23 protein-coding genes are annotated in these 24,876 nt (G+C 73.5%); 13 read left to right on the plus strand and 10 right to left on the minus strand.

The genetic code is table 11. The annotated features are described in order from the left end of the window. The first annotated feature begins 151 nt into the window (after positions 1 to 151). From JFN87_RS14605 to JFN87_RS14620, 4 genes are read left to right on the plus strand one after another with little or no spacing between them, the layout of a single operon-like run. Entirely contained in the window at positions 152 to 1,015 is an 864-nt protein-coding gene (locus JFN87_RS14605) for a CapA family protein (RefSeq protein ID WP_307865452.1), read from the plus strand. Beyond that, the gene (locus JFN87_RS14610) at positions 1,012 to 2,268 is read left to right on the plus strand and encodes a CaiB/BaiF CoA transferase family protein (RefSeq protein ID WP_209340471.1); all 1,257 of its coding nucleotides are present in this window, start codon (positions 1,012 to 1,014) and stop codon (positions 2,266 to 2,268) included. Before JFN87_RS14605 ends, JFN87_RS14610 begins: the two co-directional genes overlap by 4 nt. Before the next feature lie 2 nt (positions 2,269 to 2,270). After that, complete coding sequence (locus tag JFN87_RS14615) at positions 2,271 to 3,398, plus strand: 2-hydroxyacyl-CoA dehydratase family protein (RefSeq protein ID WP_209340472.1); 1,128 nt, start codon at positions 2,271 to 2,273, stop codon at positions 3,396 to 3,398. Further along, positions 3,395 to 4,639: a 2-hydroxyacyl-CoA dehydratase family protein gene (locus tag JFN87_RS14620; protein WP_209340473.1), complete on the plus strand. Its 1,245-nt coding sequence runs from the start codon at positions 3,395 to 3,397 to the stop codon at positions 4,637 to 4,639. The genes JFN87_RS14615 and JFN87_RS14620 overlap by 4 nt, the downstream gene beginning before the upstream one ends. Positions 4,640 to 4,726: 87 nt before the next feature. Here JFN87_RS14620 and JFN87_RS14625 read toward each other — a convergent pair whose 3' ends face one another. Further along, positions 4,727 to 5,434, minus strand: a complete 708-nt coding sequence (locus JFN87_RS14625; protein WP_209340474.1) for a FadR/GntR family transcriptional regulator — start codon at positions 5,432 to 5,434, stop codon at positions 4,727 to 4,729. A 185-nt stretch (positions 5,435 to 5,619) separates the two neighbouring features. On the opposite strand from JFN87_RS14625, the gene JFN87_RS14630 reads away from it, so the two are divergent. The 4 genes from JFN87_RS14630 (at position 5,620) to JFN87_RS14645 (ending at position 10,451) form a co-directional block, all read left to right on the plus strand. Beyond that, entirely contained in the window at positions 5,620 to 6,849 is a 1,230-nt protein-coding gene (locus tag JFN87_RS14630) for a CaiB/BaiF CoA transferase family protein (protein WP_209340475.1), read from the plus strand. Next, positions 6,846 to 7,634 (plus strand): enoyl-CoA hydratase/isomerase family protein, encoded by a 789-nt coding sequence (locus JFN87_RS14635; RefSeq protein WP_209340476.1) that lies wholly within the window; start codon positions 6,846 to 6,848, stop codon positions 7,632 to 7,634. Before JFN87_RS14630 ends, JFN87_RS14635 begins: the two co-directional genes overlap by 4 nt. 104 nt (positions 7,635 to 7,738) lie before the next feature. Beyond that, positions 7,739 to 9,061 (plus strand): MFS transporter, encoded by a 1,323-nt coding sequence (locus JFN87_RS14640; RefSeq protein WP_209340477.1) that lies wholly within the window; start codon positions 7,739 to 7,741, stop codon positions 9,059 to 9,061. Between the two features lie 100 nt (positions 9,062 to 9,161). Continuing rightward, positions 9,162 to 10,451: a GDSL-type esterase/lipase family protein gene (locus JFN87_RS14645; protein WP_245179668.1), complete on the plus strand. Its 1,290-nt coding sequence runs from the start codon at positions 9,162 to 9,164 to the stop codon at positions 10,449 to 10,451. 7 nt (positions 10,452 to 10,458) lie between these two features. Here the strand turns inward: JFN87_RS14645 and JFN87_RS14650 are convergent, their stop codons facing one another. Next, positions 10,459 to 10,794 carry a hypothetical protein gene (locus JFN87_RS14650; RefSeq protein ID WP_209340478.1) on the minus strand — a complete coding sequence of 112 codons (336 nt, stop codon included), beginning with the start codon at positions 10,792 to 10,794 and terminating at the stop codon, positions 10,459 to 10,461. Between the two features lie 62 nt (positions 10,795 to 10,856). Between JFN87_RS14650 and JFN87_RS14655 the strand changes: the two genes are divergently transcribed. Next, entirely contained in the window at positions 10,857 to 11,270 is a 414-nt protein-coding gene (locus tag JFN87_RS14655) for a hypothetical protein (protein ID WP_245179670.1), read from the plus strand. 15 nt (positions 11,271 to 11,285) lie between these two features. On the opposite strand, the gene JFN87_RS14660 is transcribed toward JFN87_RS14655, so the two are convergent. After that, the gene (locus tag JFN87_RS14660; RefSeq protein ID WP_209340479.1) at positions 11,286 to 12,149 is read right to left on the minus strand and encodes an NmrA family NAD(P)-binding protein; all 864 of its coding nucleotides are present in this window, start codon (positions 12,147 to 12,149) and stop codon (positions 11,286 to 11,288) included. Between the two features lie 108 nt (positions 12,150 to 12,257). Between JFN87_RS14660 and JFN87_RS14665 the strand changes: the two genes are divergently transcribed. Beyond that, positions 12,258 to 13,004, plus strand: a complete 747-nt coding sequence (locus tag JFN87_RS14665) for a TetR/AcrR family transcriptional regulator (RefSeq protein ID WP_209340480.1) — start codon at positions 12,258 to 12,260, stop codon at positions 13,002 to 13,004. A gap of 281 nt (positions 13,005 to 13,285) precedes the next feature. Then, positions 13,286 to 14,362, plus strand: coding sequence for a helix-turn-helix domain-containing protein (locus JFN87_RS14670; RefSeq protein WP_209340481.1), 1,077 nt, complete (start codon positions 13,286 to 13,288; stop codon positions 14,360 to 14,362). A 32-nt stretch (positions 14,363 to 14,394) separates the two neighbouring features. Here the strand turns inward: JFN87_RS14670 and JFN87_RS34340 are convergent, their stop codons facing one another. The 7 genes from JFN87_RS34340 to JFN87_RS14705 all read right to left on the minus strand — a co-directional run bounded on the left by JFN87_RS34340 (position 14,395) and on the right by JFN87_RS14705 (position 22,806). Next, a complete protein-coding gene (locus JFN87_RS34340; protein ID WP_209340482.1) occupies positions 14,395 to 15,669 on the minus strand; it encodes a cytochrome P450 in 1,275 nt (424 codons plus the stop codon). A gap of 66 nt (positions 15,670 to 15,735) precedes the next feature. Continuing rightward, positions 15,736 to 16,356: a GAF domain-containing protein gene (locus JFN87_RS14680; RefSeq protein ID WP_209340483.1), complete on the minus strand. Its 621-nt coding sequence runs from the start codon at positions 16,354 to 16,356 to the stop codon at positions 15,736 to 15,738. Beyond that, entirely contained in the window at positions 16,353 to 17,252 is a 900-nt protein-coding gene (locus JFN87_RS14685; protein WP_209340484.1) for a S8 family peptidase, read from the minus strand. The genes JFN87_RS14680 and JFN87_RS14685 overlap by 4 nt, the downstream gene beginning before the upstream one ends. A gap of 4 nt (positions 17,253 to 17,256) precedes the next feature. Beyond that, positions 17,257 to 20,643, minus strand: coding sequence for an adenylate/guanylate cyclase domain-containing protein (locus JFN87_RS14690; protein ID WP_209340485.1), 3,387 nt, complete (start codon positions 20,641 to 20,643; stop codon positions 17,257 to 17,259). A gap of 99 nt (positions 20,644 to 20,742) precedes the next feature. Next, positions 20,743 to 20,946, minus strand: a complete 204-nt coding sequence (locus JFN87_RS14695) for an aroma-sacti cluster domain-containing protein (protein ID WP_209340486.1) — start codon at positions 20,944 to 20,946, stop codon at positions 20,743 to 20,745. Continuing rightward, positions 20,939 to 21,682, minus strand: a complete 744-nt coding sequence (locus JFN87_RS14700; RefSeq protein WP_209340487.1) for a heme oxygenase-like domain-containing protein — start codon at positions 21,680 to 21,682, stop codon at positions 20,939 to 20,941. Before JFN87_RS14700 ends, JFN87_RS14695 begins: the two co-directional genes overlap by 8 nt. Further along, complete coding sequence (locus JFN87_RS14705) at positions 21,679 to 22,806, minus strand: radical SAM protein (protein ID WP_209340488.1); 1,128 nt, start codon at positions 22,804 to 22,806, stop codon at positions 21,679 to 21,681. Before JFN87_RS14705 ends, JFN87_RS14700 begins: the two co-directional genes overlap by 4 nt. A gap of 352 nt (positions 22,807 to 23,158) precedes the next feature. Here JFN87_RS14705 and JFN87_RS14710 point away from each other — a divergent pair, with 352 nt between their 5' ends. Both JFN87_RS14710 and JFN87_RS14715 read left to right on the plus strand, forming a co-directional pair. Beyond that, positions 23,159 to 23,518 (plus strand): hypothetical protein, encoded by a 360-nt coding sequence (locus JFN87_RS14710; protein ID WP_209340489.1) that lies wholly within the window; start codon positions 23,159 to 23,161, stop codon positions 23,516 to 23,518. Positions 23,519 to 23,676: 158 nt separating this feature from the next. Continuing rightward, entirely contained in the window at positions 23,677 to 24,864 is a 1,188-nt protein-coding gene (locus JFN87_RS14715) for a radical SAM protein (protein ID WP_209340490.1), read from the plus strand. The last annotated feature ends 12 nt before the right edge of the window (positions 24,865 to 24,876 follow it).

A 24,876-nucleotide genomic window follows, 5' to 3' on the forward strand; every position in this document is an offset into this window, starting at 1 on the left:
CGCCCCCCCCCCCCCCCCCCCCCCCCCGCGCCCCCCCCGCGCCCCCCGCCCCCCCCCCCCCCCCCCCCGCCCCCCCCCCGCCCCTTTCTATCAGGCAGAAGAGGGCATAAAAGCTACGGGGATAAGTGAAGTTCAGTCGTCTGCTCATCTGATCTGTGCGGTACGCCGGCGGCACGGCCTCGCCACCGCGGGCGCCGGCGCCACCCTCGCCGACGCGCGCCGCCCGGCCGCCGTCCTGGCGGACGGCCTGCGGGTCGCGGTGCTCGGCTACAACTGCGTCGGCCCCAGGGAGAGCTGGGCCACCTCGGCGAAGCCGGGGTGCGCGTACGTCCACGTGCTCACCCACTACGAACTCGACCACGCGAGCCCCGGCGGGCCACCGAGGACCTACACGTTCGCCGACCCGGACAGCCTCGCGGCCATGCAGGACGACGTCGAACGCGCCAAGCGTGCGGCGGACGTCGTGGTGGTGGGGTTCCACAAGGGTGTCGGCCACACACCGGCGGAGATCGCCATGTACGAGCGGCCCGTCGCACACGCCGCTGTCGACGCGGGCGCGGACGTGGTGATAGCCCACCACGCCCACATCATGCGCGGGGTCGAGGTCTACCGCGGACGGCCCGTCTACCACGGACTCGGCAACTTCGTCACCGTCACCCGGGCGCTGACGCCGGTCGGCAACGACAGCCCGGAGCGTGCGGAGTGGGCCAGGCGGCGGGTCGAGCTGTACGGCTTCGCGCCCGACCCGGCCATGCCCGCCTATCCGTTCCACCCCGAGAGCAGGAACACCGTGATCGCCTCCGTCGGCATCGGCCGCGACGGCGAGGTGCGGGCGGGACTCGTCCCGTGCCGGATCGACACCCATGGCCGCCCGGTGCCGGTGGCTCGTGAATCCGGCGGCGAGGACGTCCTCGCCTACGTACGCGACATCAGCCGCAGGGCGGGACTGCGTACGCGTTTCGAATGGACCGGTGACGAGACGGTCGCCGTGCACGCAGAACAGGAGCAGCAGTGACCACCACGCAGCAGACGGACGCCGCGCAGAACGGGCCGCTGGAAGGCCTCGTGGTGCTGGACCTGACCACAGCCCTGGCCGGGCCGTACGCCACCCTCCTCCTCGCCGGGCTCGGTGCCACCGTCGTCAAGGTGGAGAACCCCGCGTCAGGAGGGGACAGTTCGCGCAACAACTCTCCGTACTTCGGCGGCCTCGGCCTGACGCTCGACCGCACCGCCGACACCGACATGTCGGTGTCGATGATGGGGCGGGGACGCAACAAGAAGAGCATCACACTGGACCTGAAGCAGGCCAGGGGACGAGAGGTGTTCCTGCGTCTCGCCCGGGGCGCCGACATCGTCGTGGAGAACTACGCGGCCGGGACCGCCGACCGCCTCGGCGTCGGCTACGACGACGTGCGTGCCGTCAACCCGTCGGTCATCTACGCGTCCATCAGTGGCTTCGGCGCCCAGGGCGGCACCGGCAAGGCGATGGACTCCATCATCCAGGCCCTGAGCGGCGTCATGTACACCGCCGGCGCACCCGGTGGCGACCCGATACGCTTCGGCCTCCCCGTGGGTGACCTGCTCGCGCCCCTGTACGCGGTCGTCGGCGTCCTGGCGGCCAAGGTCAATCGCGAGGCCACCGGGCGTGGCCAGCACGTCGACGTGTCGATGCTGGGCGCTCTGACGTCACTGATGTCCATCGAGCCCTTCGACGCCTTCGCCGAGACGGGACTGCCCCTGCGCACGGGCAACGAGGTCCCGCGGCTCGCCCCGTTCGGCATCTTCCGGGCGAAGGACGGCTTCATCGCGCTGTGCGGCCCCACCGACACCTTCGCCCGCGGCGTCTTCCGCGCGATGGGCAGGCCCGAGTTCGGCGAGGACGAGGACTTCGCGACACGTGACCGCCGGGTGCGGCACGCGTCCGAACTGCACCGGCTGATCGGGGAGTGGGCACGGGACCTGCCGCGCGCCGAGGTGGTGGCGGCGCTGTCGGCGCAGGGCGTCCCGGCCGCGGAGGTGCTGGAGCCGGCCGAGGCGCTGCGCAACCCGGACGTGCTGGCCCGCGAGGAGGTGGTGGAACTCGGCCACCCGCAGCACGGCGCGACGGGCCTGATGGGCCCTGGTGTGCCGATCCGGTTCTCGGAGGCGTCCGCACGGCTCGACCGGCCTGCCCCGCACCTGGGCGAGCACACCGACGAACTGCTGTCGGGCATCGGCGGCTACGGCCAGGGCGAGATCGCGGAACTTCGCAAGTCAGGTGTGGTGTGACCGTGCCACAGCTCGAAACGCGGGACGCCGCCCGGTTGCTCGACGCCGTGCACGACGACCGCGGCGCGCCCGCCCGCGAGTGGGCGGCCGCGGGCCGGCCCGTAGTCGGCTACGTCGGCGCCGACACACCGGTCGAACTCGTCACGGCGGCCGGCGCGCTGCCCGTCCGGCTCGCGGGCCGCCCCGGCCGCGATGCCTCGCGGGCGCGCACGTACCTGGAAGGCGCCGTGGACCCGCAGGTGGTCAACATCCTCGCCGGCCTGCTGGATCCCGGCGAAACCTCGCCGGACCTCGTCCTCATCACTCACGAGAGCGACGCCTCGCTGCAGCTCTTCCTCACCCTGCGCGAGCTGCGCAGGACGGGCGTCGAGGCGCTGCCGCCCGTGCACCTGCTCGACCTGCTGCACCTGCCGTCAAAGGCCACGGCGCGCTACAACCTCGGGCGCGTACGGCGGCTCGCGGACCAGATGGGCGCGTGGCGCGGCCGCGCCATCGCCGCCGACGAACTGGAGGAAGCGGTCGAGGCACACAACCGGGCGCGTGCGGCACGCGCCGAGCTGACGAGACGCCGTGCCACATGTCTCACGGGAGCCGAGTGCCTGCGGTGGTACGCGGCAGGCACGGCCATGCCGCCCGGCCGATACGCGGACACACTCACCGAGGCCCTGCGGTCGGTCACGGGAACACCTCCCGCGACCCCGCGGGGACGACGGCTGTTCGTCTCCGGCAGCGAGCAGGACACCGCGGACGTGTACGACGCGCTGGAGAGCCGCGGCTGGCTGGTCGTCGGTGACGATCACAGCTGGGGCGACGGCGGGCACCAGCCGCTGCTCGCCGCCGGCGGCATCGAAGCACTGACGGAGCACTACACGCGTGCGGTGCTGCCCGTGACCGGACGCGACGCGCGCCGGCGTGCCGCGATCGCCGCGGCGGGTGTACTGCGCTCGGGCGCCGAGGTGTTCCTCTGCTACAGCCGCCGGTACGACGACGTGCACCGGTGGGACTTCCCGGGACAGCGTGCCGCCGTCGGCGTGCCCGCCGCCCTGCTCCGCGACCAGCCCTACGCCCGTGCCGACCTGGCGGAGTTGGCCGCCGGGATCGGCGATCCCCAGAAGCAGGTGACTTCATGAGTGAGCGACGGCGGCTCAACGCGGCGCGGGACGCTCTGCGCCACCAGAAGGAGTGGTTCGCGGGCCTGCGGGCCGACGCCGAGCGGGGACGCAGGGTCGCACTCGTCAACGCGGACGCGCCCCAGGAGATCCTCCGGGCCATGGACGTGCCGTATGTGGTGAACCAGTGGTGGGCGTCGATCATCTCGGCGAAGCGCATGTCGGGCCGGTATCTGGCCGAGCTGAGGAGCCGCGGCCTGCCCGACGACGTCGAGCAGTACAGCGCGCTGCCGTTGGCCGAGGCCCTGGCCCCGAGCGGCGATGACGCGCCGTGGGGCGGTCTGCCCCGTCCCTCGGTGGTGCTCGCCGAGTGCACGGGAGACAGCATGCGGCGCATGTTCGCGCTCTGGGAGAGCGAGCTCGGTGTGCCGTTCCTGCCGCTGGAGAGCTCCGCGGCCGAGTCTGTGCCCGAGCGATGGTGGGAACTGATGCGGCACGACTGGGAGATGGCGATCGGCTCGGCCCGTGTCGACCTGCTGCGGGAGGAGTTGGAGGCCGCTGTTCCGCGTCTTGAGGAACTGACCGGCGGCACGTTCGACCGGCACCGGCTCGCACGGGTGATGGACCTGTCGAACGAGCAGGCCGAGTGGAACCGCAGGACACGGGACCTGCTGGCGCGAGCCCCCGGCTGCCCCGTCGCGGTCAACGACGTCATCCCCGCCGTGATGATCCCCCAGTGGCACCGTGGCACCGAGTGGGCCGTCCAGGCCGCACGGTCCCTGTACGAGGAGGTGCGGGGGGAGGTCGACGCCGGCCGGTCCGTGGTGCCCGTCGAACGCAGGCGGCTGATGTGGATCGGGCGCGGCCTCTGGTTCGACATGGACTTCTACCGGTCCTTCGAGGAGTCGCACGGCGCCGTCTTCGTCTGGTCGATGTACCTGGCGCTGGCGGCAGACGCCTACGCACGCTACGGGGACGACCCCCTGCGCGCGCTGGCCGCGAGGTTCTGCGCCTTCCGCGACCAGATGTACACACCGCCCTGGTCCGTCGAGTGGTACGTCAAGGAGGCGCGGACCCACCGGGTCGACGGCGTCGTCCACCTCGTCAGCTCCGACAGCCGCAGCAGCTGGTTCACCACGCGGGCACTCGAAGCCGCGGGCGTCCCCGTCATCGAGATCCGTGCCGACAACGCGGACGGGCGGTCCCTCGACCCCGGCGAACTGCACCGGCGCGTCGGCCGGTGGATCGAGTCCCTGGGCTGAAGACGGGGAGCGTGCAAGACCCGGGCACCATGCCCAGGCGCGCGGCCCGCCCGGGCACCATGCCCAGGCGCGCGGCGCGCCGACGGCTCAGCCGTCCGTCTCGTCGCGCCAGCCCAGCAGTTTGACGTGGCCGACCGCTGCGACGTGGTGGTGCATCGCCTGCGCGGCCGCCTCCGCGTCGCCGGCCCGTACCGCCGCGGCGATACGCCGGTGCTGCTTGAGGGACTGCGCCGGCCGCCCCGGCTGGCGCAGCGACTCGGTGCGGCTCTCCGCGATCGGCTGCGCGATCTCGGCCATGAAGTCGGCCAGCAGGGGGCTGTGCGCGGCGGCGGTGACCGCGCCGTGGAACAACTGGTCCTCGGCCGCGCACAGTTCGCCGCGCTCGACCGCCTCGGCCATCGCGGCCAGCGCCGCGTCGATCGCGGCCACGTCCGCCGCGGTGTGCCGGTCGGCGGCCAGTGCCGCGAGCTTCGTCTCCAGCGCGTCCCGTGCGTCCAGGATGTCCGGCAGCCGGCGCCGCCGGTCGATCATCGTCTCCAGCGGTTCCGCGTCGAGGCGGTCGCGCAGCAGGTAGGTGCCGCCGCCGTGCCGTGCCTCGACCAGGCCCTGCACCTCCAGCGCGACGATCGCCTGCCGCACCGAGGTCCTGGAGACGTCGAGGCGCTCCGCGAGGTCGCGTTCCGGCGGCAGCCGGTCCCCGGCGTGCATCGCCTCCTGCTCGACGTACTCGCGCAGCCGCTCCATCACCTGCTCGTACAGGCGGGTCCTGGCCACGGGGCGCAACGAGTCGGTCACCGCCGCCTCTCCTTGTCGTAGTCGGGGGCAGTCCGGTTCGTCCAGGGCTGTCCGAACCGGCAAAACCGGTTCCGTGCCGGGTGGTTGACATGGCTTGTCGGGGCGTCTCACACTCTAGCCCATGGTCGACAGGCTCAGTGGTCCATCCACTTTACCTCCGAGCCGGACCAACGAAAGGTGCCTGGATGAACCAGTCCCCGTCCCCGTCCTCATCAGTCCCCGCGGCCCCCGGCGCGCTGTCCGGTCTGCGGGTCCTCGACCTCTCCCGCATCCTGTCAGGGCCGATGGCGACGATGGTCCTGGCCGACCTCGGCGCCGACGTGATCAAGATCGAGGACACCGCGCGCGGCGACGACACCCGGCAGTGGGGCCCACCGTTCCAGGGCCCGGAAGCCGCCTACTTCCTCTCCGCGAACCGCAACAAGCGCGGCATCAGGGTCGACCTGAAACACCCGCGCGGCCTTGACCTGGTGCAGCGCCTCGCCGAGGGATCCGACGTGCTGGTGGAGAACTTCCGCCCCGGCACCGCCGCCCGGCTCGGACTGGGCTACCAGGATCTCGCCGAGCTGAACCCGCGCCTGATCTATGCCTCGATCTCCGGCTACGGGCAGACCGGGCCGTGGTCCACCAGGCCCGGCTACGACGCCATCGCCCAGGCGCAGAGCGGCATGATGAGCATCACCGGCGAGCCGGGTGGCGCCCCGGTGCGGCCTGGCGTGCCGACGGCCGACATCGGAGCCGGGATGTGGGCCACGATCGGTGTGCTCGCCGCGCTGCGCGCCAGGGAGCTGACCGGACGCGGCCAGCACGTCGACGTCTCGCTCTTCGACGGCCAGCTCGCCTGGCTCTCCTACGTGGCGAGCGGCTACTTCGCGACCGGCGAACTGCCACGCCGGTTCGGCTCCGCGCATCCGACGATCGTGCCCTACCAGGCGCTGGCCACGGCCGACGGCCACCTGATGGTGGCGGTGGGCAACGACAGGCTCTGGCTGCGCTTCGCCACCGCGCTCGGCGTGCCCGAACTGGCCGACGACCCCAGGTTTCGCGGCAACCCGGACCGCGTCGAGCACCGCGCCGAACTGCTGCCGCTGCTCGAAGCGGTGCTCGCCAAAAGGTCACGCGCGGACTGGGCCGCGGAACTGGACGCCGCCGGCATCCCGTGCGCGCCGATCGCCACCGTCGCCGAGGCGCTGGAGGGCGAACAGGCAGAAGCCCGTGGCATGGTGGCCGAGATCGACCACCCGACGGCCGGCCGGCTGCGCACCCTCGGCTCGCCGCTCAAGCTCAGCGCCACGCCGGCCGCCGTCCGCACCCCGCCGCCGACGCTCGGCCAGCACACCGACCAGGTCCTGGCCGAACTCGGCTACGCCGGGGCGGAGATAGAGGACCTGCGCGCCTGCGGGGCCGTCCGGTGAGCGGCGGTGTGCTCGCCGGCCGGCCCGCGGCGATCGAGGTGGTCAGGGAAGGACCGGTGGCGACCGTGCGGGTCGGCACCGGGCGCCGAGCCAACGCGCTCGGCAGCCGCGACTGGCGGGCCCTCGCCGACCTGTTCCGCGTACAACTGGCCGCGGACGCAGAGTTGCGCGCCGTGGTGCTGGCCGGACACGGCCGCGGCGCCTTCTGCGCCGGCTCCGACATGCGCGAGTGGGTCGACGCCGGCCAGCGCGAGGTGGACGCCTGCTTCGCCGCGATGGAGGCGGCGCTCACCGCGGTGGAGGAACTGCCCGTGCCGGTGGTCGCCGCGGTGCGCGGCGCCGCACTCGGCGCGGGCTGCCAACTGGCCTGCGCCTGCGACCTGCGCCTCGTCGCCGACACGGCGGTGCTCGGCATGCCCGTCGCCCGCTGGGGCATCCTCACGCCGCCCGCCTTCGCCGCCCGTCTTGCCCGGCTCACCGGACCGGGTCTCGCGCGCGACCTGCTCTACACCGGCCGGCTGCTCGACGCCGCGGAGGCCGAGCGGCACGGCCTGGCCGGCCGGCGCGTGCCGGCCGCGGAACTCGACGCGCTCACCGCAACCGTGGTGGACGCGATCGCCCGGCAGCCGCCGACCGCGGTCCGGGCCGCCAAACGCGCCGTCGACGCCCTGGACGCGCCGGCCCGCGAGCGGCTCGCCCGCCTCGACCAGAACCCGACCGCGGACCCCGAGGCCATGCGCCGCGGCCTGCGGGCCTTCCTGCACCACCCCGGCGACACCGGCTGAGCGGCCGCCTGAACGCGCCACGCGCCTCGCCGCGCCACGTCTGCGTCTCCTCCATGAGCCGAGCACCACCACTGAGCCGAGCACCACCACGAATCGAGGTTCCCGTGGCGATCAACGAGCACCGAACCAGCGTGGCGCCGCCCGCCGCCGCGCCCGTCTCCTCCACCGCGATGACCCCGGCGCAACGCCGTGCCTTCTGGGGCTCCTTCGGCGGCTGGGCGATGGACGGCTTCAACTGGACGATCTTCGGCCTGGTCCTCGCCCCGACCATGGCCGAGCTGCTGCCGCGCGCCGGCATAGCGGACACGCCTGACAACGTTGGCTGGTACGGGCAGATCAGCGCCGCGCTGTTCCTCGTCGGCTGGGGCTGCTCGTTCATCTGGGGCCCGCTGGCCGACCGGTTCGGCCGCAAGCCGGCCATGATGGCGTCGATCCTGATGTACGGGGTGTTCACCGCGCTGGCCGGCGTCTCCACCGACCTGTGGGAGTGGAACGCCTTCCGGTTCCTCGCGGCGATCGGCGTCGGCGGCGAATGGGCCATGGCCGGCACGCTGCTCGCCGAGGTCATGCCGGAGGAGCGCAGGGACCGCAGGGGCGGCCTCATGCACACCGCGGCCTACGTGGGCGTGCTGGTCGTCTCGCTGATCTACCTGGCCTTCGGTTCGGCGCTCGGCTGGCGCGGCCTGTTCTTCATCGGCGGTCTTCCCGCACTGGCCGTCTTCCTCATCAGGCGCGGCACGCCGGAGGCCGAGCGCTGGTCACAGGACGCGGGCGAGCGGTCCCGCCGCTCCTTCTGGAAGCCGCTCGCCGAGGTGTTCTCCGCCGAGTACCGCGGGCGGACCATCGTCAACCTGGCGCTGCTCGTGGTCTGTGTGATCGGCCTGTGGGCCGGCTCCACCTACGTCGCCACCGCCGTCACCAACCTGGCGAAGGACGCCGGTTACGCGCACGGCACGGTCGTGCACCTGGCCAGCCTCGCCTCGATGACCGTCGCCGCCTTCACCATCCTCGGCTGCGTCGGGGTGCCCTGGCTCGCCGCGAGGATGGGCCGGCGCGGCGCGCTCGCCGTGCTCTTCGCGCTGATGATCGTCGGCACGGTCGGCGCCTACGGCCTCGCCTACCCGATGCACTCGATCGGCCTGACCTTCGCCTTCCTGCCGCTGCTCGGCCTGGGCGGCGCCAACTTCGCGGTGTTCACCATCTGGCTGCCGGAGCAGTACCCGACCCGGATGCGGGCCACCGCCTTCGCGGCCACCACCACCTTCTCCCGCTGGGTCGCTGCCGGAGGCACCTTTCTCATCGGCTACGGCATCCACGCGAGCGGCTCGCTGGCCCTGCCGCTGTCCCTGACCGCCGTCTTCTTCGTGGCAGGCCTGGCGGTCGTCAGGTACGGGCGGGAGACCACGGGCCAGACCCTGCCCGACTGACCGCGCCACCTGCGCCACTTGTGCAACCTGTGCCACCAGTCCCACCTATGCCTCCTGTGCCACTGACCGCCGCCACCCGCCGAACGACGGAGAGACGATCATGACCTTGTCCATGTCCGTGAAGACCCTGCGCCGCGCGACCCTGGCCCTGGCACTCGCCGGCCTGACCGCCGCCGGCACCACCGCCGCCTCCGGGTCGAGCGCGGCCACCCCTACGCACCAGCGCCCGGGTCGGCACTGGTTCACCTCCTGGGCCGAGTCCCAGCAGTGGCAGTCAGGCAGAACGCTCGACGACCAGTCGGTGCGCATGATCACCCACCTGAGCCAAGGTGGCAGCGCTGTGCGCATCCGCATCCAGAACACCTTCGGTTCCACGCCGCTCACCGTGGACGCCGCCACCGTCGCCGAGTCGGGCGACGGAGCGTCGCTGGCCGGCTCCGCGCACCGGCTCACCTTCGACGGGCACGCCAAGGTCGTCGTCCCGGCCGGCAGGCAGGTGTGGAGCGACCCGGCGCGGCTGGCCACCCGGCCGCAGGACGACGTCGCCGTCTCGCTGTCGGTGCCGGGGCAGCTGAAGCCGGGCGAGCACGGCAGCGCGTTCCGGCACAACTACCTGTCCCCGGCCGGCTCCGGCGACCACACCGGCGAAGCCTCCGGATCGGCCTATACCCAGACGGTCGACTCCACCTACCTGGTCAGCGCCGTCGACGTGCTCAACCCCAAGCTCAAGGGGACCGTCGTCGCCTTCGGCAGTTCGGTGGTGGACGGCAACGGCAGCACCAACTGCGGTCCCGGCTGCACCGAACTCGGCACCAACCGGCGGTGGACCGACGACCTGGCACGGCGGGTCGTCGCCGAGGCGCCCGCCGGCCGGCAGGTCGCCGTCGCCAACGAAGGGATCGGAGGCACCACGAGCGCCGCCGGCTGCCCCGGCATGCCGAGCTCCTACAAGGGCCTCGACGCGCTCTCCCGCCTCGACCGCGACGTGCTCCAACTGCACGGCGTCACCGGGGTGATCTACTACTACGGCACCAACGACGTGGGCGACAACTGCACGGCGCAGCAGATCATTGACAGCTACCAGGCCGTGTTCAAGCGGCTGCACGCCGCCGGCATCAAGGTCTACGTCACGCCCGTCACCCCGCGCCCCGGCTACACCGACCCGCAGAACCGGGCCCGGTACACCGTCGACACCTACGTGAAGAAGTTCGGCGACTGCGCCGGACAGTGTGACGGTGTCATCGACTTCGACCAGGTGCTCAAGGACCCGGTCAAGCCCAACAGCCTGCTGGCCGCGTACGACAACGGGGACGGCATCCACGCCAACATCGCGGGGCAGCAGGCCATCGCCGACTACATCTCGCTGCCGCTGATCACTCCTGGACGCTGACGGCCGGTCAGAGACCGGTGATGCCCCCGGCCTTCTTCAGCACGGAGTCGAGGGCGTCGACCACGGCGTTCTGCCGCCTGGCACGCGCCGCCCGGTCCGCCGGCACCAGCCGTGCGGCGGCCTGGGCGGCGTAGTCGTCCGGGTCGCCGAAGGCAGCCCGCGGGTGCTCTCCCGTCTCCGCGCAGTGGGCCGTGACGTCCTTGACCGCCCGGAGTGCGACGGCCCGGTCCACGCCCGGTTGCATGGCCAGCCGCAGCTGGAAACGGTCCAGCCACTTCTCGCGGTCCTTCGCCTCGCGGTCCTTCTCGCTCGCGGCGTCCGCCGTCAGGTCCTTCTTCGCCACGTGCTCTCCTGGCTGATCGCGGTCGTCGGTCGTGGAGTGGGACGCCGGGGCGGCGACGCGGGTTGCGCGGGCGGCGCGCCCGTCTCGGCGGGGCGGCGCGGGCACAGGCCCAGCATGCCGAACGCGGTGAGTGCCGCCAGGGAATCGACCCGGAGGCGATCACCGCGTGGCTCAGGCGCACCGCCGAGAGCTGGCCGGCCATCCACCCCATCATCGGCGTCGGCCGCGACGCCGCGGCGGTCGACCCCGAACTCACCGACCTGGTCGAGCGCTGGCTCGGGGAGGCCATCGGCGACATCGAGGACGGACTGGAGGCGGCCTGCCGCCTCCACCCCCACCAGCGCCACTTCCGCGGAGTCCTGGCGATGGCCCAGCTCGACTACGTCGCCCAGCGCTGGGAGCGTGCCGACTGGAAGCTCACGCGCGAGCAGATACTCGAAGAGCTCGCCGCGAGCTGGGTACAGCTACTGACGTGACCGGGACCGGCCCCGTCAGGACCGGATCAGCTGCTCGCGCAGCACATCGCCCAGGGTGAGGGGCGCACGGCCGAGCAGGATCGCCAGCGTCGGGTCGACGGTGGCGAACTCGCCCGCGCGGGCCGCGGCGAAGATGCCCAGCAACTGCTCCGCCGACTCCGCGGGCACCCCCTGGCCCACCAGCTGCTCACGGAACGCGTCGTCGGACACGGTGGTCCTCGTCATGGCGCGGCCGGTGGCCTCGGTGGCGACGGCCGCTATGGCGTCGAAGGTGAGCGCCTGGCCGCCGGTGAGCGGTGGCGTGGGCCCTTCGAAGCGCCCCTCGTCGGCCAGGATGGCGGCGGCCGCCTCGGCGAGGTCGGCGTGCGCGGTCCAGGCGACCGGGCCGTCCGCCGGAAGCACGATCCGCCCCGACTCCACCCCGGGGGCGAGGAAGTGCGCCGCGCTGCGGGCGTAGAAGCCGTTGCGCAGCGACGTGAACGGCACGCCGCAGGCGCGCAGCGCCTCCTCGGTGGCGGCGTGGTCGCGGCACGCCTGGAAGTGCGAGGAAGCGCTCGCGCCCATCTGGCTGGTGTAGAGGATCCGGCGGGCGTCGGCCGCCACGGCTCCTTCTATCGCGGTGCGGTGCTGCTTGACGCACTCCTCTCCCATCTTGTCGACGGAGACGATGAGCACCTGGGACGCGCCCTCGAAGGCGTGGGCCAGGCCCCCGGCGTCGGTGAAGCTGCCCTGGCGCACCCGTACGCCCCGGTCGGCGAGGTTCTGTGCCTTGCGCGGGTCGCGGACGCTGACGCCGATCCGGTCGGCGGGCACACGCGTGAGCAGCCTCTCGACGATCTGGCGCCCCAGCAGTCCGGTGGCCCCGGTCACGATGATCATGATCCGCTCCAGTCATGGGAGTCCGTTCCGGTGGATGGTTCCATCGGAATCAATACAATGCTATCACTGATACTAACGTTGGAATCGCGGGCGCGGTATCGTCGATTCATGCCACCACGTTCACACGCCACCGACGGCCCGCTCTCCGCGAAGTCCGACACCGCGTCCTCCGGGCGTGAGCAGAGCCGGCGGCGTGTCATCGAGGCCGCCGTCGACCTGCTGACGCGCGGGGGTCGTGACGCCGTCACCACCCGGGCGGTCGCCGACGCGGCGGGGCTGCAACCCCCGGCCATCTACCGGCTGTTCGGCGACAAGGACGGGCTGCTCGACGCGGTGGCCGAGCACGGCTTCGCCGCGTTCCTCGCCACCAAGCACGTCAACCCCGACCCGGAGGACCCCATTGAGGACCTGCGGGAAGGCTGGGACGTCGCGGCCGAGTTCGGCCTGGCCAACCCCGCTCTGTTCACTCTCATGTACGCCGAGCCCACCCGGACAGGATCGGCCGCCTTCCATGCGGGCATGGAGATCCTGATGGGCCGCATCCGGCGCCTCGCCGCCGGTGGCCGGCTCCGCGTCGACGAGAGGCTTGCGGCCCAAATCATCCATGCCACGGTGCGCGGCGCGGTGCTCACCTGGCTGTCCCTGCCGGAGTACAGGCGCGATCCCGCGCTGCTGACCGCCCTGCGGGAATCCATGGTGGCCGCCGTCACCAATGAGCGCCCGGCCGTGCGGGACACGGGCCCCGCGGGCGCCGCGCGCGCCCTGCGTGCCTCGCTGCCCGAGCAGACGTCCCTCAGTGGCGCGGAGCAGCACCTGCTGGGGGAGTGGCTGGACCGCCTGGCCGCCGACGGCTGACCGGGGGGCTCGTCCTACTCGTAGCCCAGAGATTTTTCCGAGGTCCCCGCCGCGAAGCTGGAGGACTCACGGGGACGATCACGCGCTGACGCGTGCACGACCACGGGACGTCATGGCCAGCCGAGTTGTCCGCCTGTACGATATTCGACGTGCGGCGTTCGCTGAGCTCGCACGGGGGGAGAGAGCGTGTTCATCAGGGGTACTGCTTGTGGCCCGGGTCGCCACGGCCGCCCTGGCGCCGGTTCGGTCACCATCCATGACCCCGGCCCCCGGGAGGCAGTATGGCCGACCCATCAGACACGCCGATCACGTTTCCGCACCTGAGCGAGCAGGGGATCCTCGTCTACCAACTCGCTCTGCGGAAAGGCAACCTGACTCAGCAGCTGGTGTCGCAGGAGTTCGAACTGGACGCCACACAGGCGGCCGAGGCCGTCTCCGTACTGCTCGACCTGCACCTGCTGCGCCCCAAGGAGGAGCCTCAAGCGGACGGTTCCGACCGCGTGTTCCTCCCGGTGCCGCCGGCCGTTGCCGCTGCGGGCCGGGTGGCACCCGTCGAGGCGGAGCTGCGGCGACGGCTCGCGGAGGCGGAACGGGCGCGTGCGCAGCTGTCGGTCCTCGAAGAGGTGTACGCGGCGGGCAGCCGGCAGTCGGGCACCAGCGGCTTCGACGAGATCCTCGACCTGCCGACGGTGCTCGACCTGATCGAGTGGCTGACGACGACCTGCCGTACGGAGGTGCTGACCGCGCAGCCGGGCGGCCCACGCGCACCCCACCTGCTGGAGCAGGCCTTCGCGCGTGACCTCGCGATGATCCGCCGCGGGGTGCGTATGCACACCCTCTACCAGCACACCGCACGCCGGCACGCGCCGACGCAGGAGTACGTGGAGCGCGTGACCGCCGCCGGAGCCGAGGTGCGGACGCTCACCGAACTGTTCGGGCGGATCCTGGTCTTCGACCGCGAGGTGGCGGTGCTGCCGCACCGGGTCAGCATCGACGGCGCGATGGTGGTACGCGAGCCGTCGCTGGTGGCGTATCTGTGCGAGGTGTTCGACCGGGCCTGGTCGTCCGCCGAGGCGTACACGCCGCTGCGGCAGTGGGACTACGTGCTCGACGACGTGAAGCACGCGGTGATCCGCCTGCTCGCGGAGGGCATGAAGGACGAGATGATCGCGCGGCGTCTTGGCATGTCGCTGCGCACCTGCCGCAAGCACGTCGCCGAGCTGATGGAGGCCCTTGGCGCGTCCAGCCGGTTCCAGGCGGGCTACCTGGCCCGCACCCGGCTCGACGTGAACGCGTCGGTGGCGGTGGCACCCAAGCCTTCCACGGCGGTGGCGCGGCCGGAGGGGGACCCGGCCTGACGCGTGCAGGGACGGAACCGCTGGGCGCCCGATCACGTGACCGTCCGATCACGTGCCGTCCCGGTGAGCAGTGGCAGCCCCAGCAGCCTGCGGTGCTGGTGCCCGCCGCCCCAGCGCAGTCGGCCCGGCGGCAGCGCGAGCCGCAGGCGGGGCAGCCGGTCGGCCAGCGCGCCAAGGGCCGCGGCCAGGGACATCCTGGCCAGGGCCGAACCCAGGCAGTAGTGCGCGCCAAGACCGAAGCTCAACTGCCGTGCCCTGGTGGGCCGGTCGAGCCGCAGCCGGTGCGGCTCCTCGTGGGCGCGCGGGTCGTGGTTGGCGGCGGCCACCGACAGCAGCACGGCGCTGTTCGCGGGGACGACCGTGCCCGCGATCTCCACATCGCACAGGGCGCGCCGGGTCGTCGCGAAGGGGCCCGGGGTGTCGACGCGCAGCAGCTCGTCCAGCGCGCCGGGCACCGACCCGGGGTCGGCGGCGAGCGCGGCCCAAGCGGGTTCCGGGGCGGTGACCAGGGTCAGCACGGCCATGCCGAGCGCCTGCACCGTGCTGTCGTACCCGGCGAGCAGCAGCATCGCGAGCAGGTCGAGTAGCTCGTCCCGGCTCACGGATGCCCCGTCCGCCCCGGCCATCCCGGCCGTCCCTTCCGCCCCGTCCGTCGAGTCCGGCCCGGTCCGCCACGCCCGTACGATCTCCGCGAACGCCCCGCCACCGCCGGACCCGTCCGCCGGCGGGTTCCGGTCGGCCTCGGCGCGTACGCAGGCGTCCAGGGCGTCAAGGGCCGACTCCCGCTCGCGGCCGGTGCGTCCGCCCGAGTCGGCCAGGACGTCGAGTGCCCGGCGCACGCCGGGACGCTCGTCCTCCGCGACGCCCATCACCTCGGACAGTACGGAGAAGGCGAACGGCCGCGCGAAGTCCGTGAGCAGTTCGAGGCGTTCGGGGCGGCCGAGCCGGTCCAGCGCCTGCCGGGCCAGGGCGTCGACGCGCACCCGCAGCGGGGCGAGCCGGGCGGGGGAGAGCGCGGGCGCGGCCAGTCGCCGCAGACGGGTGTGGTCGGGAGGGTCGTAGTTCACCAGCGTCCGGTCCAGGGCGCGGCGGGGCCGTCCTGACGGGTGCGGCACGCTGTGCAGCGACAGTCGCGGATCGCGCAGCGCGGCCCGCACGTCCGCCTCCCGGGTCACCACCCATACGACGCGTCCCGACGGTGTGGTGGTACGGGTCACCGGGCACGTCTCCCGCATCCGCGACAGCACGGGCAGGGGGTCGGAGACGAAGGCGGCGCCCAGCGGCGAGTCGGCCGGCTCGAAGGACACGGAAGGCTCCTTGAACGTTGGGGACAGTCGTGCGGTGGGTGCGGCAGCAGCCGGGGCACCGGCCGTTCAGGGACGGGTGCCTGCCGCGAGGAGCAGGTCGCGTACGGCGTCGACCACGACGAGGCCTGCCGCCCGGCCCGCCGCGTCGAGCTCCGCGACCGCCCGCACCCCCGCGGGCTCCCGCCCGCTGGCCGGGCCGCCGGGGACGCGTTCCGATACGACGCGCAGCGCGCTCGCGGACTGGCGGGCGAAGAGGGAGAGCAGGTCGAGTTCGGCCAGGTCGGAGCGGGCCTGCGGTGCCGGATCGAGGACTTCCAGCACACCGAGGACGCCGGCGGAGTCCAGCAGCGGCGCGGCCATCAGCGCGGTGGGCACGTACCGGGTGGACTCGGCCAGGTCGCGGGCGAAGCTGCGGTCATGCGTGAGGTCGTCCACGATCACGGGCTCGCCCGAGCTGACGACCCAGCCCGCGATGCCGCGTCCTGCGGGGAACCGGCGGCCGACGAGGAAGTCCTGCCCCTCGCCGGAGACCGCCTGGAAGACCAGTTCGCCGGCTTCCTCGTCGTACAGGAAGATCGAGCTGGCCGCTGCGCCGAAGATGGCCCGCGCGGTGTCCACGACGGACTGGAGCAGTTCGTGCGCCCGCGGGTCGAGCCGCTGCGGCGCCGCGTGGTCGGGATGGCTCATGCTGCACCTCTGGAATCGACTCGAACGTTGGCTGCGGTGAGATAGAGGACGCTCTTGAGCTGGAACAGCGTCAGGTCCGGGTGCTTGGCGCGCACGCGCGTGCAGAGGCCGGCGATGTAGGGGGTGGCGAAGCTGTTGCCCGTGGTGCGTATCGTCCCGCCGTCCAGCCATGCGACCGGAATGTTCTGGCCCGGGGCGAAGAACTCCACGGGCGGCTCGGGGTTGTAGAGGTGCAAGCCGGGGCCGCTCTCCTGGTGGCTGCCCACCGAGAACACCGACGAGAACCGCCAGGGGAAGCTCTCCACGGGTGTGTTGTGCGCGGACGCGACGAGCGCGGTGCCGCCGAAGTACGCCTCGTCGGCCAGCTCGCGCAGTTCCCGCGCGAACCGCGCGCGGGTGGTCGACAGGCTCAGGTTGACCACGTCGAACCCCTCGCGCACGGCCCAGCGCAACCCGGCGAGCAGCACGTCGCCCGTGCCGGAGAAGCGCTCACCCAGCACGCGGACGCTGTGCAGCTCGCAGTCGGGCGCGAGCCGCCGGATGATCCCGGCGCAGGCGGTGCCGTGCCCGCAGGTGTCGCCGGTGTCGGTGGTAACGACACGTGGTCCGTCGTCGTCGCTGGTGACCACCCAGGAACCGTCGAGCGGCCCCACGTCGGGATGGTCGCGTTCGACGCCGCTGTCCACGACACACACCCGCACACCGCTGCCGCGGGAACCGCCCCACGCCCAGTCGGGGGTGACGGGCGGGCCTTCGGCGGCGAGCGCGATGTCCGCGGGGGTGCGCCCGCGCAGACTCCAGGTGAGCCCGGACGGCTCCGGCCGGTTTCCGGCCGCGGAGGGAGGCGGGGCCTGGCCGCCCGGCGGGGCGGTCGGATCGGCGGTTGGCGGGGTCATGCGGTCAGCCCTCCTGCGGGACGGGGACGTCGTGCCGGCGAACGGACGGGCCGGACGGGCCGGATGCGCCGGACGGGCCTGTCGGGTCGGGTGGGACTGCCGGGTCGGATGGGTACGTCGCGCCCAGGAGCTCCTCGGCGCGGCGGACGCCCGGCCGGTGGCCCTTGGCGGTGAACAGGGCGTGCGCCGCACCGGCGGCCCCCAGCGCCTCCGCACGCAGCCCCGCCTGCGCGGCGCAGCAGGCCAGGTCGAGGGCCGCGGTGGCCCGGAGCACCGGGGAGTCGGCGGCCTCGGCCTCGGCCACGGCCTGATGGGCCAGCGTCAGGGCGCGGGTGGGATCGGTGCCCACGAGTGCGCGGGCGAGCAGCCCGTGCAGGTCGACGGCGTCCTCGAGCGGCAAAGGCCCCGGCCGGTCCTGCGGCAGCAGTTCCCGCGCTGCGGCGGTGCGCCCGGCATCGAGCAGCGCCCTGGCCTCGGCGCGCGCGAACTGGTCCGTCGTCCCCGCCGCTCCCAGGCGCGACGCGGCACGGCCCGCCTGCCGCAGCAGCTCGTACGCCGTCCGCGGGCGGCCGGTGAGCGATGCCACGGTGGCGCGGAAGAACGGCAGGAAGACGGCCGTCTCTGCGTAACCGCAGTCGCGTGCGCACTCCTCGGCCGCGTCCAGGCACGCGGTGGCCTGCTCGGGCCGGTCGTCGAGGGCGAGCAGCACGGCGAGCGGGCCGTTGAGCGTGACGCGTACGATGCGCCGGACGCCGTGGCGGGCGAGCAGCGCACGGCAGCGTTCCACGGCCTCCGGCACCGGGGTGGGCCCGCCCCACAGGGAGATCCCGAGCGCGCCGAGCACGGCCGCGCGCTCCGGTTCGGCGCCGGCGCGCAGGGCATGGTCGGCGGCGCGCAGCAGCAGCCGCTCGGCCTCGCCGTGGCGGCCGAGGATCTGCCGTGCCTGCGCCATGCGCAGGCAGGCACGGGCCTGGCCGAGTTCGTCCCCCGCTGCGACGAAGCCGCCCATCAGCTCGTCGGCGACGCGCGCCGCGTGGAAGGGGTCCGCGTCCGTGCCGGCGTACACAGCGCTTGCGAGCCGGGCGTGCGCGCGGATGAGGGCGGGCGACGCGCGGCCGGGGTCGGGGCCGGTGCGCGAGGGTGTCTCCGGGGCCGAGGCCGCTTCCGGGGTCGCGTCCGCTGCCGGGCTCGGGGTCGTTTCGGAGTTCGGGGCCGTGAGGATCTCCCCGAGCAGCGCGCGCCCCTCCTCCAGCTCGCCCGCCGCCACCAGCACCTCGGCCAACTGCCAGAGAACATAGAGGCGTTGTGTGTCGTGCGCGCGGGTCAGCGCTGCCGCGCGACGCAGGAGCGGTTCCGCCCAGCCGAGGTCGGCGCGGGCCAGTGCGAGCGCACCCGCGGCGGCCGTGTACGTGGCCGCGTGGACCCGCAGGCGCTCGGTGTGGTCGTCGGCCATGCCCAGCTCGGTGCGGTACTGGTGGGCGTGTTCCAGATGGGCGCCGACCTCGTGGTCAGGGGCGGCGGACGCCGCGAGCAGGTCGGCGGTGCGTTCGTGGCGGTCAGCCCTGGTCCGCTTGGCGGTGCGCTGGTACGAGACCTCCTGGACCAGGCCGCTCGCGAAGCGGTAACGGCTCGGGGAACGATCCCGCCGCCGCACCTCCTCGACCATGCTGAGGCGGGTCAGGTCGCGCAGCGCGGCCGCGGTCGCGTTCCACAGCTCGCCGCCCGGCGCGCCCTCGGGCCCGGAGTGAGCAAGGCCCGCGACCTGATCGGCCTCGAACTCGCGGCCCAGGACCGCCGCGAGGGACAGTGCGGCGCGTTCGGCCGCCCCCAGCGCGTCGATGCGCACGCCCAGAAGAGCCTGGACCGTGGGCGGCAGATCCTCGGCACCGGCGCCGCCCGCGACCACCAGGAGCTGTTCCAGCAGCAGCGGGTTGCCCTCGGCGCGTTCGAGGACGCGGGCGGGAACGGCGGGACCTCCGGCGCCTGGCACGCCACCCGCTGGGGTCCGTTCCGCGTGCGCCGCGGCGAGGCGGGCGCATTCGGCCTCGGACAGCGGCGGGAGCGCCAGCCGGGACCCTGCCGAGTCGGCCCGGGCACCGGCCGGGTCCTCCAGCGGTTCCGGGCGTCCGGCGCAGATCAGCAGCAGCGGTACGCCGGCGGTGATCGCCGACAGCCGTTCCACGCAGGTGCGCAGGGCCGGCCGCGACCAGTGGAAGTCGTCGAGCACCAGAACCAGGGGCTGTTCGGCCGCCAGCCCCCGCAGGACGACGGCGAGCGCGGCGCAGGTGTCCTCGACGGACGGGTCGGGGGTGCCGTCGTGCAGCATCCCGGCGCGCAGCAGGGCCAGCGCGTCCACCAGGTCCGGCGAGGTGGCCACGGCATCCGGCCCGGTGACGGTGGCGGGGGCGCCGGTGGCGGGGGCGAGGGCGCCAGGGACGTCGTCGTCCGCGTCGAGGAGCGCCGACACGGCCTCGGCCAGCGCGGTGAGGCTCCCGCTCTCGCCGTACGGGCGGCAACGCCCGGTCCCTGTGCGCGCTCGCCCGGCCGGGGTCCGCTCCAGCCACTCCCTCAGCAGCCGGGTCTTGCCCAGGCCCGCTTCCGCTCTCAGCGTCAGCAGCCGCACCGTACGCTTTCTCGCCACGTCCGCCAACGCACCGTCGAGTGCGTCGAGTTCAGCCGTGCGTCCCACGAAGGGCAGGTCGAATCTGCGCAGCAGGTCCGGATCGTCGCCCTTCAGGGCGCGCAGCCGGAAGGCGTGTACCGCATCGGTCTTGCCGCGCAGTTCCAGCGGGCCCGCGTCGTCCACGACGGCCGCCGACGCGACCGCGAGCCGGGTGTCAGGGCAGATGAGGATCTCGCCCGGTGCCGCGTTCTGCTCAAGCCGGGCCGCCACGTTGGGGACTTCGCCCGACACGAGTACCTGCCGCGCGTCGGCGTCGGTGCCGACCACGGCCTCTCCACTGCTCACGCCGATCCGCACGGCCAGGCGCACACCGAGCGAGGCGTCGAGTTCCCGGTTGAGGCGCTCGACGGCGCCCAGCACCCCGAGCGCCGCGGCGGCCGCGCGCAGCGCGTCGTCCTCGTGCAGCCGCGGAATGCCGAAGACGGCCATCACGGCGTCCCCGATGAACTTCTCGACGGTCCCGCCGTGTGCCTCGATGGGAGTTCGCGCGGCCTCGAAGTACCGCAGCACGACCGACCGCAGCGTCTCCGGGTCGAGGCGGCCGGAGAGGGCGGTGGAGCCGACCAGGTCGCAGAAGAGCACGGTGACCGGCCGCCGCTCCTCCCCGGCCCTGGCGGGCGCGGCGGGTGCGGCGGCCACGGGCTCGCCGCAGTGGGGGCAGAAGCGGGCGTTGCCCGGGAGCGTCTCGGAACACGAACGGCAGTTCACGCGGCCTCCTTTCGAGACGTGACGGGTACGGTCGGGGCGTGCGTCGGGGCGGGGCGCGGGCCGGGGCGGGGCGGCCGCGGCGTGGCGCGGGGCGCCCGGTCAGAACAGGGCGCCGCCGGCCAGGCTGGTGTGTGCCTGGACCTCGGGCTCGACCTCGTCGAGCCGCGCCTTCAGGCCGAGCAGCAGCACGACCTCCTCCTCCGACATCGAGCCGAGTACGTCGCGCTGCTCCGCGCTCAGCGCGTCCAGCGGGAGGCCGGCCGCGGCGAGCCGGTCGAGGACGGGATTGCCGAAGTCATGCACGGTTGCCTCCGGGGCGCGGTACGGAAATCTCGGTGAGCAGGTCGGTCAGGGCGCCGACGGTGTGCAGCGCGCTCGCCCCGATGGCGGCGGTCTCCGCGCCGCTCAGCGGGAGGCTGTCGAGCAGGGCGTCGAGCTCACCCGCGTGGCCGGGGTCCAGGGCGGCGTGGGCGTGAACGGTGCGGAACGCGGTGGCGGGCAGCCCCGTCAGTGACGCGAGCCGGGCGGCCAGCCAGGCGGCCGGCGCGCGGCCCTCGAGTACGGCCATGTAGCCGAGCAGGGACACCGGATGGCAGTGCTCGATCCAGTAGTACTGCGCGCCGACCAGACGCGCGGCGGCCGCGCCCGCCCATGGCGCCGAAGCGGGGCCGCGGCTGCCGTGCAGCACGGCCATGTCCTCCAGCAGCCACTGGTCGTGGTCGCGTTCCTCCGTGATGTGCCGCGCGAGGTAGGCGGCGAGGGGCGCGGAGAGCGCGTCGGCGTCCCCGCGTTCCGCGCAGCGCGCGCCCGCCAGTTCCATCAGGGGGACCGAGGCGCGGATCACCTGGTGCATGGCCGCCAGGTAGCGGCCGTACCGCGGGAGCAGGTCGCCGTCGCCGCGCCACAGGCCGGCGAGCGCGGCGCTCAGCCCCTGGTCGGCCAGGCGGATCTTGAGGTTCAGCGCCTGGCTGTGAGGCAGCGCGTGAGGCAGCGGGGCCCGCGACAGCGGCGGCGCCGTCCCGTTCCGGCCGGCGGTCATCGCGGGCCGCCCGGCGCGACGAGGCCCGCGTAACGGGCGGAGCCGAAGCGCCGTACGAGCGCGACCGGGCCGGAACGCGCCTGCGCACGGGCCGCGTACGCGTCGAGCAGTTCCCCGGCGGGACCGGCACCGTAGCCGCGCACGGCCTCGCGCAGCTCGGGGTCACGGGGGAGCGCGACGCAGGACGCGCAGTATCCGTCCGCGCCGCACGGCCCGGGCCCGGACGCGCCGTCGCCCGATGCTTGGGCGCCTGACGTTCCGGCCCCGAAGCGGCTTCGCAGGTGCAGCGGTCCGAGCGAGCGGATCAGCCGCAACTCGGGGGATGCCAGGGCGCGCCCGCGCAGCGTCGGCCAGTCGTCCTGGGGAATGTGCCCGAGCAGGAGGTGCTCGGGCACGGGCCGCAGGTCCACGGCGTCCTGGTTCCCGCACGCGAGCACCGCGCCGTCGGGCGTGACGACCGGCCAGGCCGCCATCGCGCAGGGGAGGGGCCGCGCGGTGCCCGGCGCCGCCGCAGGGGGCACGGTGCGCGACCCGCCCCACGCCGCGGCACGGCCCACCGCGCGTACCTCGTTCACGAGCATCGGCACCCGGTCGCCGAAGGCCAGCCGGACCTCCCGGGTGACGTCGGCCAGGTACGGATCGTCATCGTCCGCACCCGTGATGTGCAGGCTCACGGCCGTGCCGTCCTCCAGGAGCGACCCGAGGACGCGCAGGACCTCGGTCCTCGGCACCTCGCGTTCGTGCTGGCGGTCGATGCTCGCGGAGAAGTGGTCGACGGCGCGGACCGCACGCCGGATCGAGGCCGGCAGGCGGCCGCCGCGCGCGAAGAACGCGCCGCTCAGCAGGGCCGTGCGTACGCCGCGCGCCCTGGCGGCCTCGGCCAGCTCCGTCACCAGGCGCGGGCGCAGCAGCGGCTCCCCGCCGGTGAGCATCAGCAGCTCCGGGCGGTCCGCCGGGCCGAACGACTCGACGAGCCGCAGCAGCGCCGAACCGTCCGCATGCGCGCCCGCCATGGTGGACGAGGTCGAGCAGTGCGCGCAGTGCAGCGGGCAGCGCTGCGTGACCATCAGCAGTACACCGGCGCAGGGCACCGGCCGCAGTGCGACCAGTTCGGCGAGTTCCACCGCGGGCTCCTTCCGGCTGCCGTGACGTGACGTGACGAGTCGGGACATCCGTTCGTGGGTGCCCGCACGGCACACCGTCCACGGGCCCGGTTCCGCAGCGGTTGGCGAACGCACTCGTACCGGTATATCCGCAGCTCGGAGCAGGCAACTGGCCTGCGCACCAGCCGCGTTCACGGCTCGTCGGCCCGCCCGGCGGTCCCCTGCCCCGCCGGCAGGGCCGCCCGCGGCGCCGTTGGGCTGCGGCGATACCGGGACCGAATCGGCGTGCAACCGCCGGCGAACCGGCGGCCGCCAACGTTGTCGCCGTACCGCCCCGAGAGCCTCACTACTCCGCACAGATCTGGAGATCACGATGGCCGAGAACAACAAGCCCGCCTCCGACGAGCAGCCCGAGCCCGAGTCCGAGGTCACCGCGCACTCCGCCGGCGAGGACACGCCCTGGTGCGGTGTGAACACCGGTACCGCCGTGGACGAGCCGGAGGTGAAGGCGCACTCAGCGGGCGAGGACACCCCGTGGTGCGGTGTCAACACCGGCACTGCCGTGGACGAGCCGGACGTCAGGGCGCACTCCGCGGGTGAGGACACGCCGTGGTGTGGTGTGAACACCGGTACCGCCGTGGACGAGCCGGAGGTGAAGGCGCACTCGGCGGGCGAGGACACCCCGTGGTGCGGCGTCAACACCGGCACCGCGGTCGACGAGCCCGAGGCCTGACCGGCCCCGGCACGACCCGCACGACCCGCACGACACCACCGGCCCGGGGGCGGAGCTCCCCCTTCCGCCCCCGGGCCGGTGGCCCAGGCCCGCCCCCGTCCAATCCCCGTCCAATCCCCGTCCATTCCGTTCGACCGACAGGAGGCACCGTGCTCCGGATGCTCAGCCCGCAACCCGTCGCGGACGCGCCCTCGCGCCTGCTCCCGGCCCACGACGGCTGGTGGTTCGTCAGCGAGAACGGCTACGCCAGACTGCGTCCCGCGCAGGTGGACCCGGACGGTGTGCCGAACCGGGCCGTCATGGACCAGCTGCGCGCCCAGGGACTGCTGCGGCGGCGCGAGCCCGGCTCGTACTCGCTGACCGTGCTCACCAGCACCGACTGCAACCTCGGCTGCGGCTACTGCTTCCAGAACACCGCGCAGGACCCGCGCGGCGGTGCGCGGCCGCCGCGTATCGCACACGCCCGGCTCACCTCGGACACGATCACCCGCGTGCTGGACTTCACACGACAGCGGATGCGAGCGGGCGGATTCGACGCGCTCGCCCTCATGCTGTTCGGCGGCGAACCCCTGCTCAATCACCGCGGTGCCCTCGAACTGCTCAGGCGGGCAGGCGAGTTGGGTGAGCTCAAGGCGTCGATGACGTCCAACGGCACGCTGATGACACCGCTGATCATCAAGGGCCTGTACGAGGCGGGCCTGCGATCCGTTCAGCTCACCCTCGACGGTGACAGGTCCGAGCACGACGCCATCCGCGTCACCCGCTCCGGCGGTGCCACCTTCGAGCGCATCATGGAGAACGCGGCTCGCGCGATGCGCACCGTACCGCTGCGCTGGCACCTGCGGATCAACGTCTCGCACCACAACAGGCACGGCATGGACGCCCTGGTGGAACGGCTCGCCGAGCGTCTTGACCCGTCGCTGTGCGGCATCCAGTTCGCCCTGATCGGCGATGTCGGCGTCGGCTACGGCAACGACCTCGACTACGGCGGCACGCTCGCCGCCGACTTCACGCGCTGGCACCGGCTGGCGCTGGAACGCGGCTTCTCGCTGACCCGCCCTCGATCCGGCAAGGGCTGCCAGGCCTGCGACCACCCCGACGGCCTGTACGGCGCGGTGGTCAGCGCTGACGGCTCCCTGTCCAGCTGCTGGGAGACCGCGGGCCGGCCCGACTGGACGGTCGGCGCGATCGACGAGGGCTACCTGCCGGCGGAGCAGGCCGAGGGCCGCTGGATCACCTGCACCGACCAGTACCGGCACGGCGAGAACGCGGCGGCCCTGACCGCCTTCCAGGACGAGGTGGACGCGGCGCTGCTCGATCTTCTGGACGGCGCGGGCCGTCTGTGACACGGCCTGCTC

It is taken from the genome of Streptomyces montanisoli, from assembly GCF_017813245.1.
Lineage (GTDB): Bacteria > Actinomycetota > Actinomycetes > Streptomycetales > Streptomycetaceae > Streptomyces > Streptomyces montanisoli.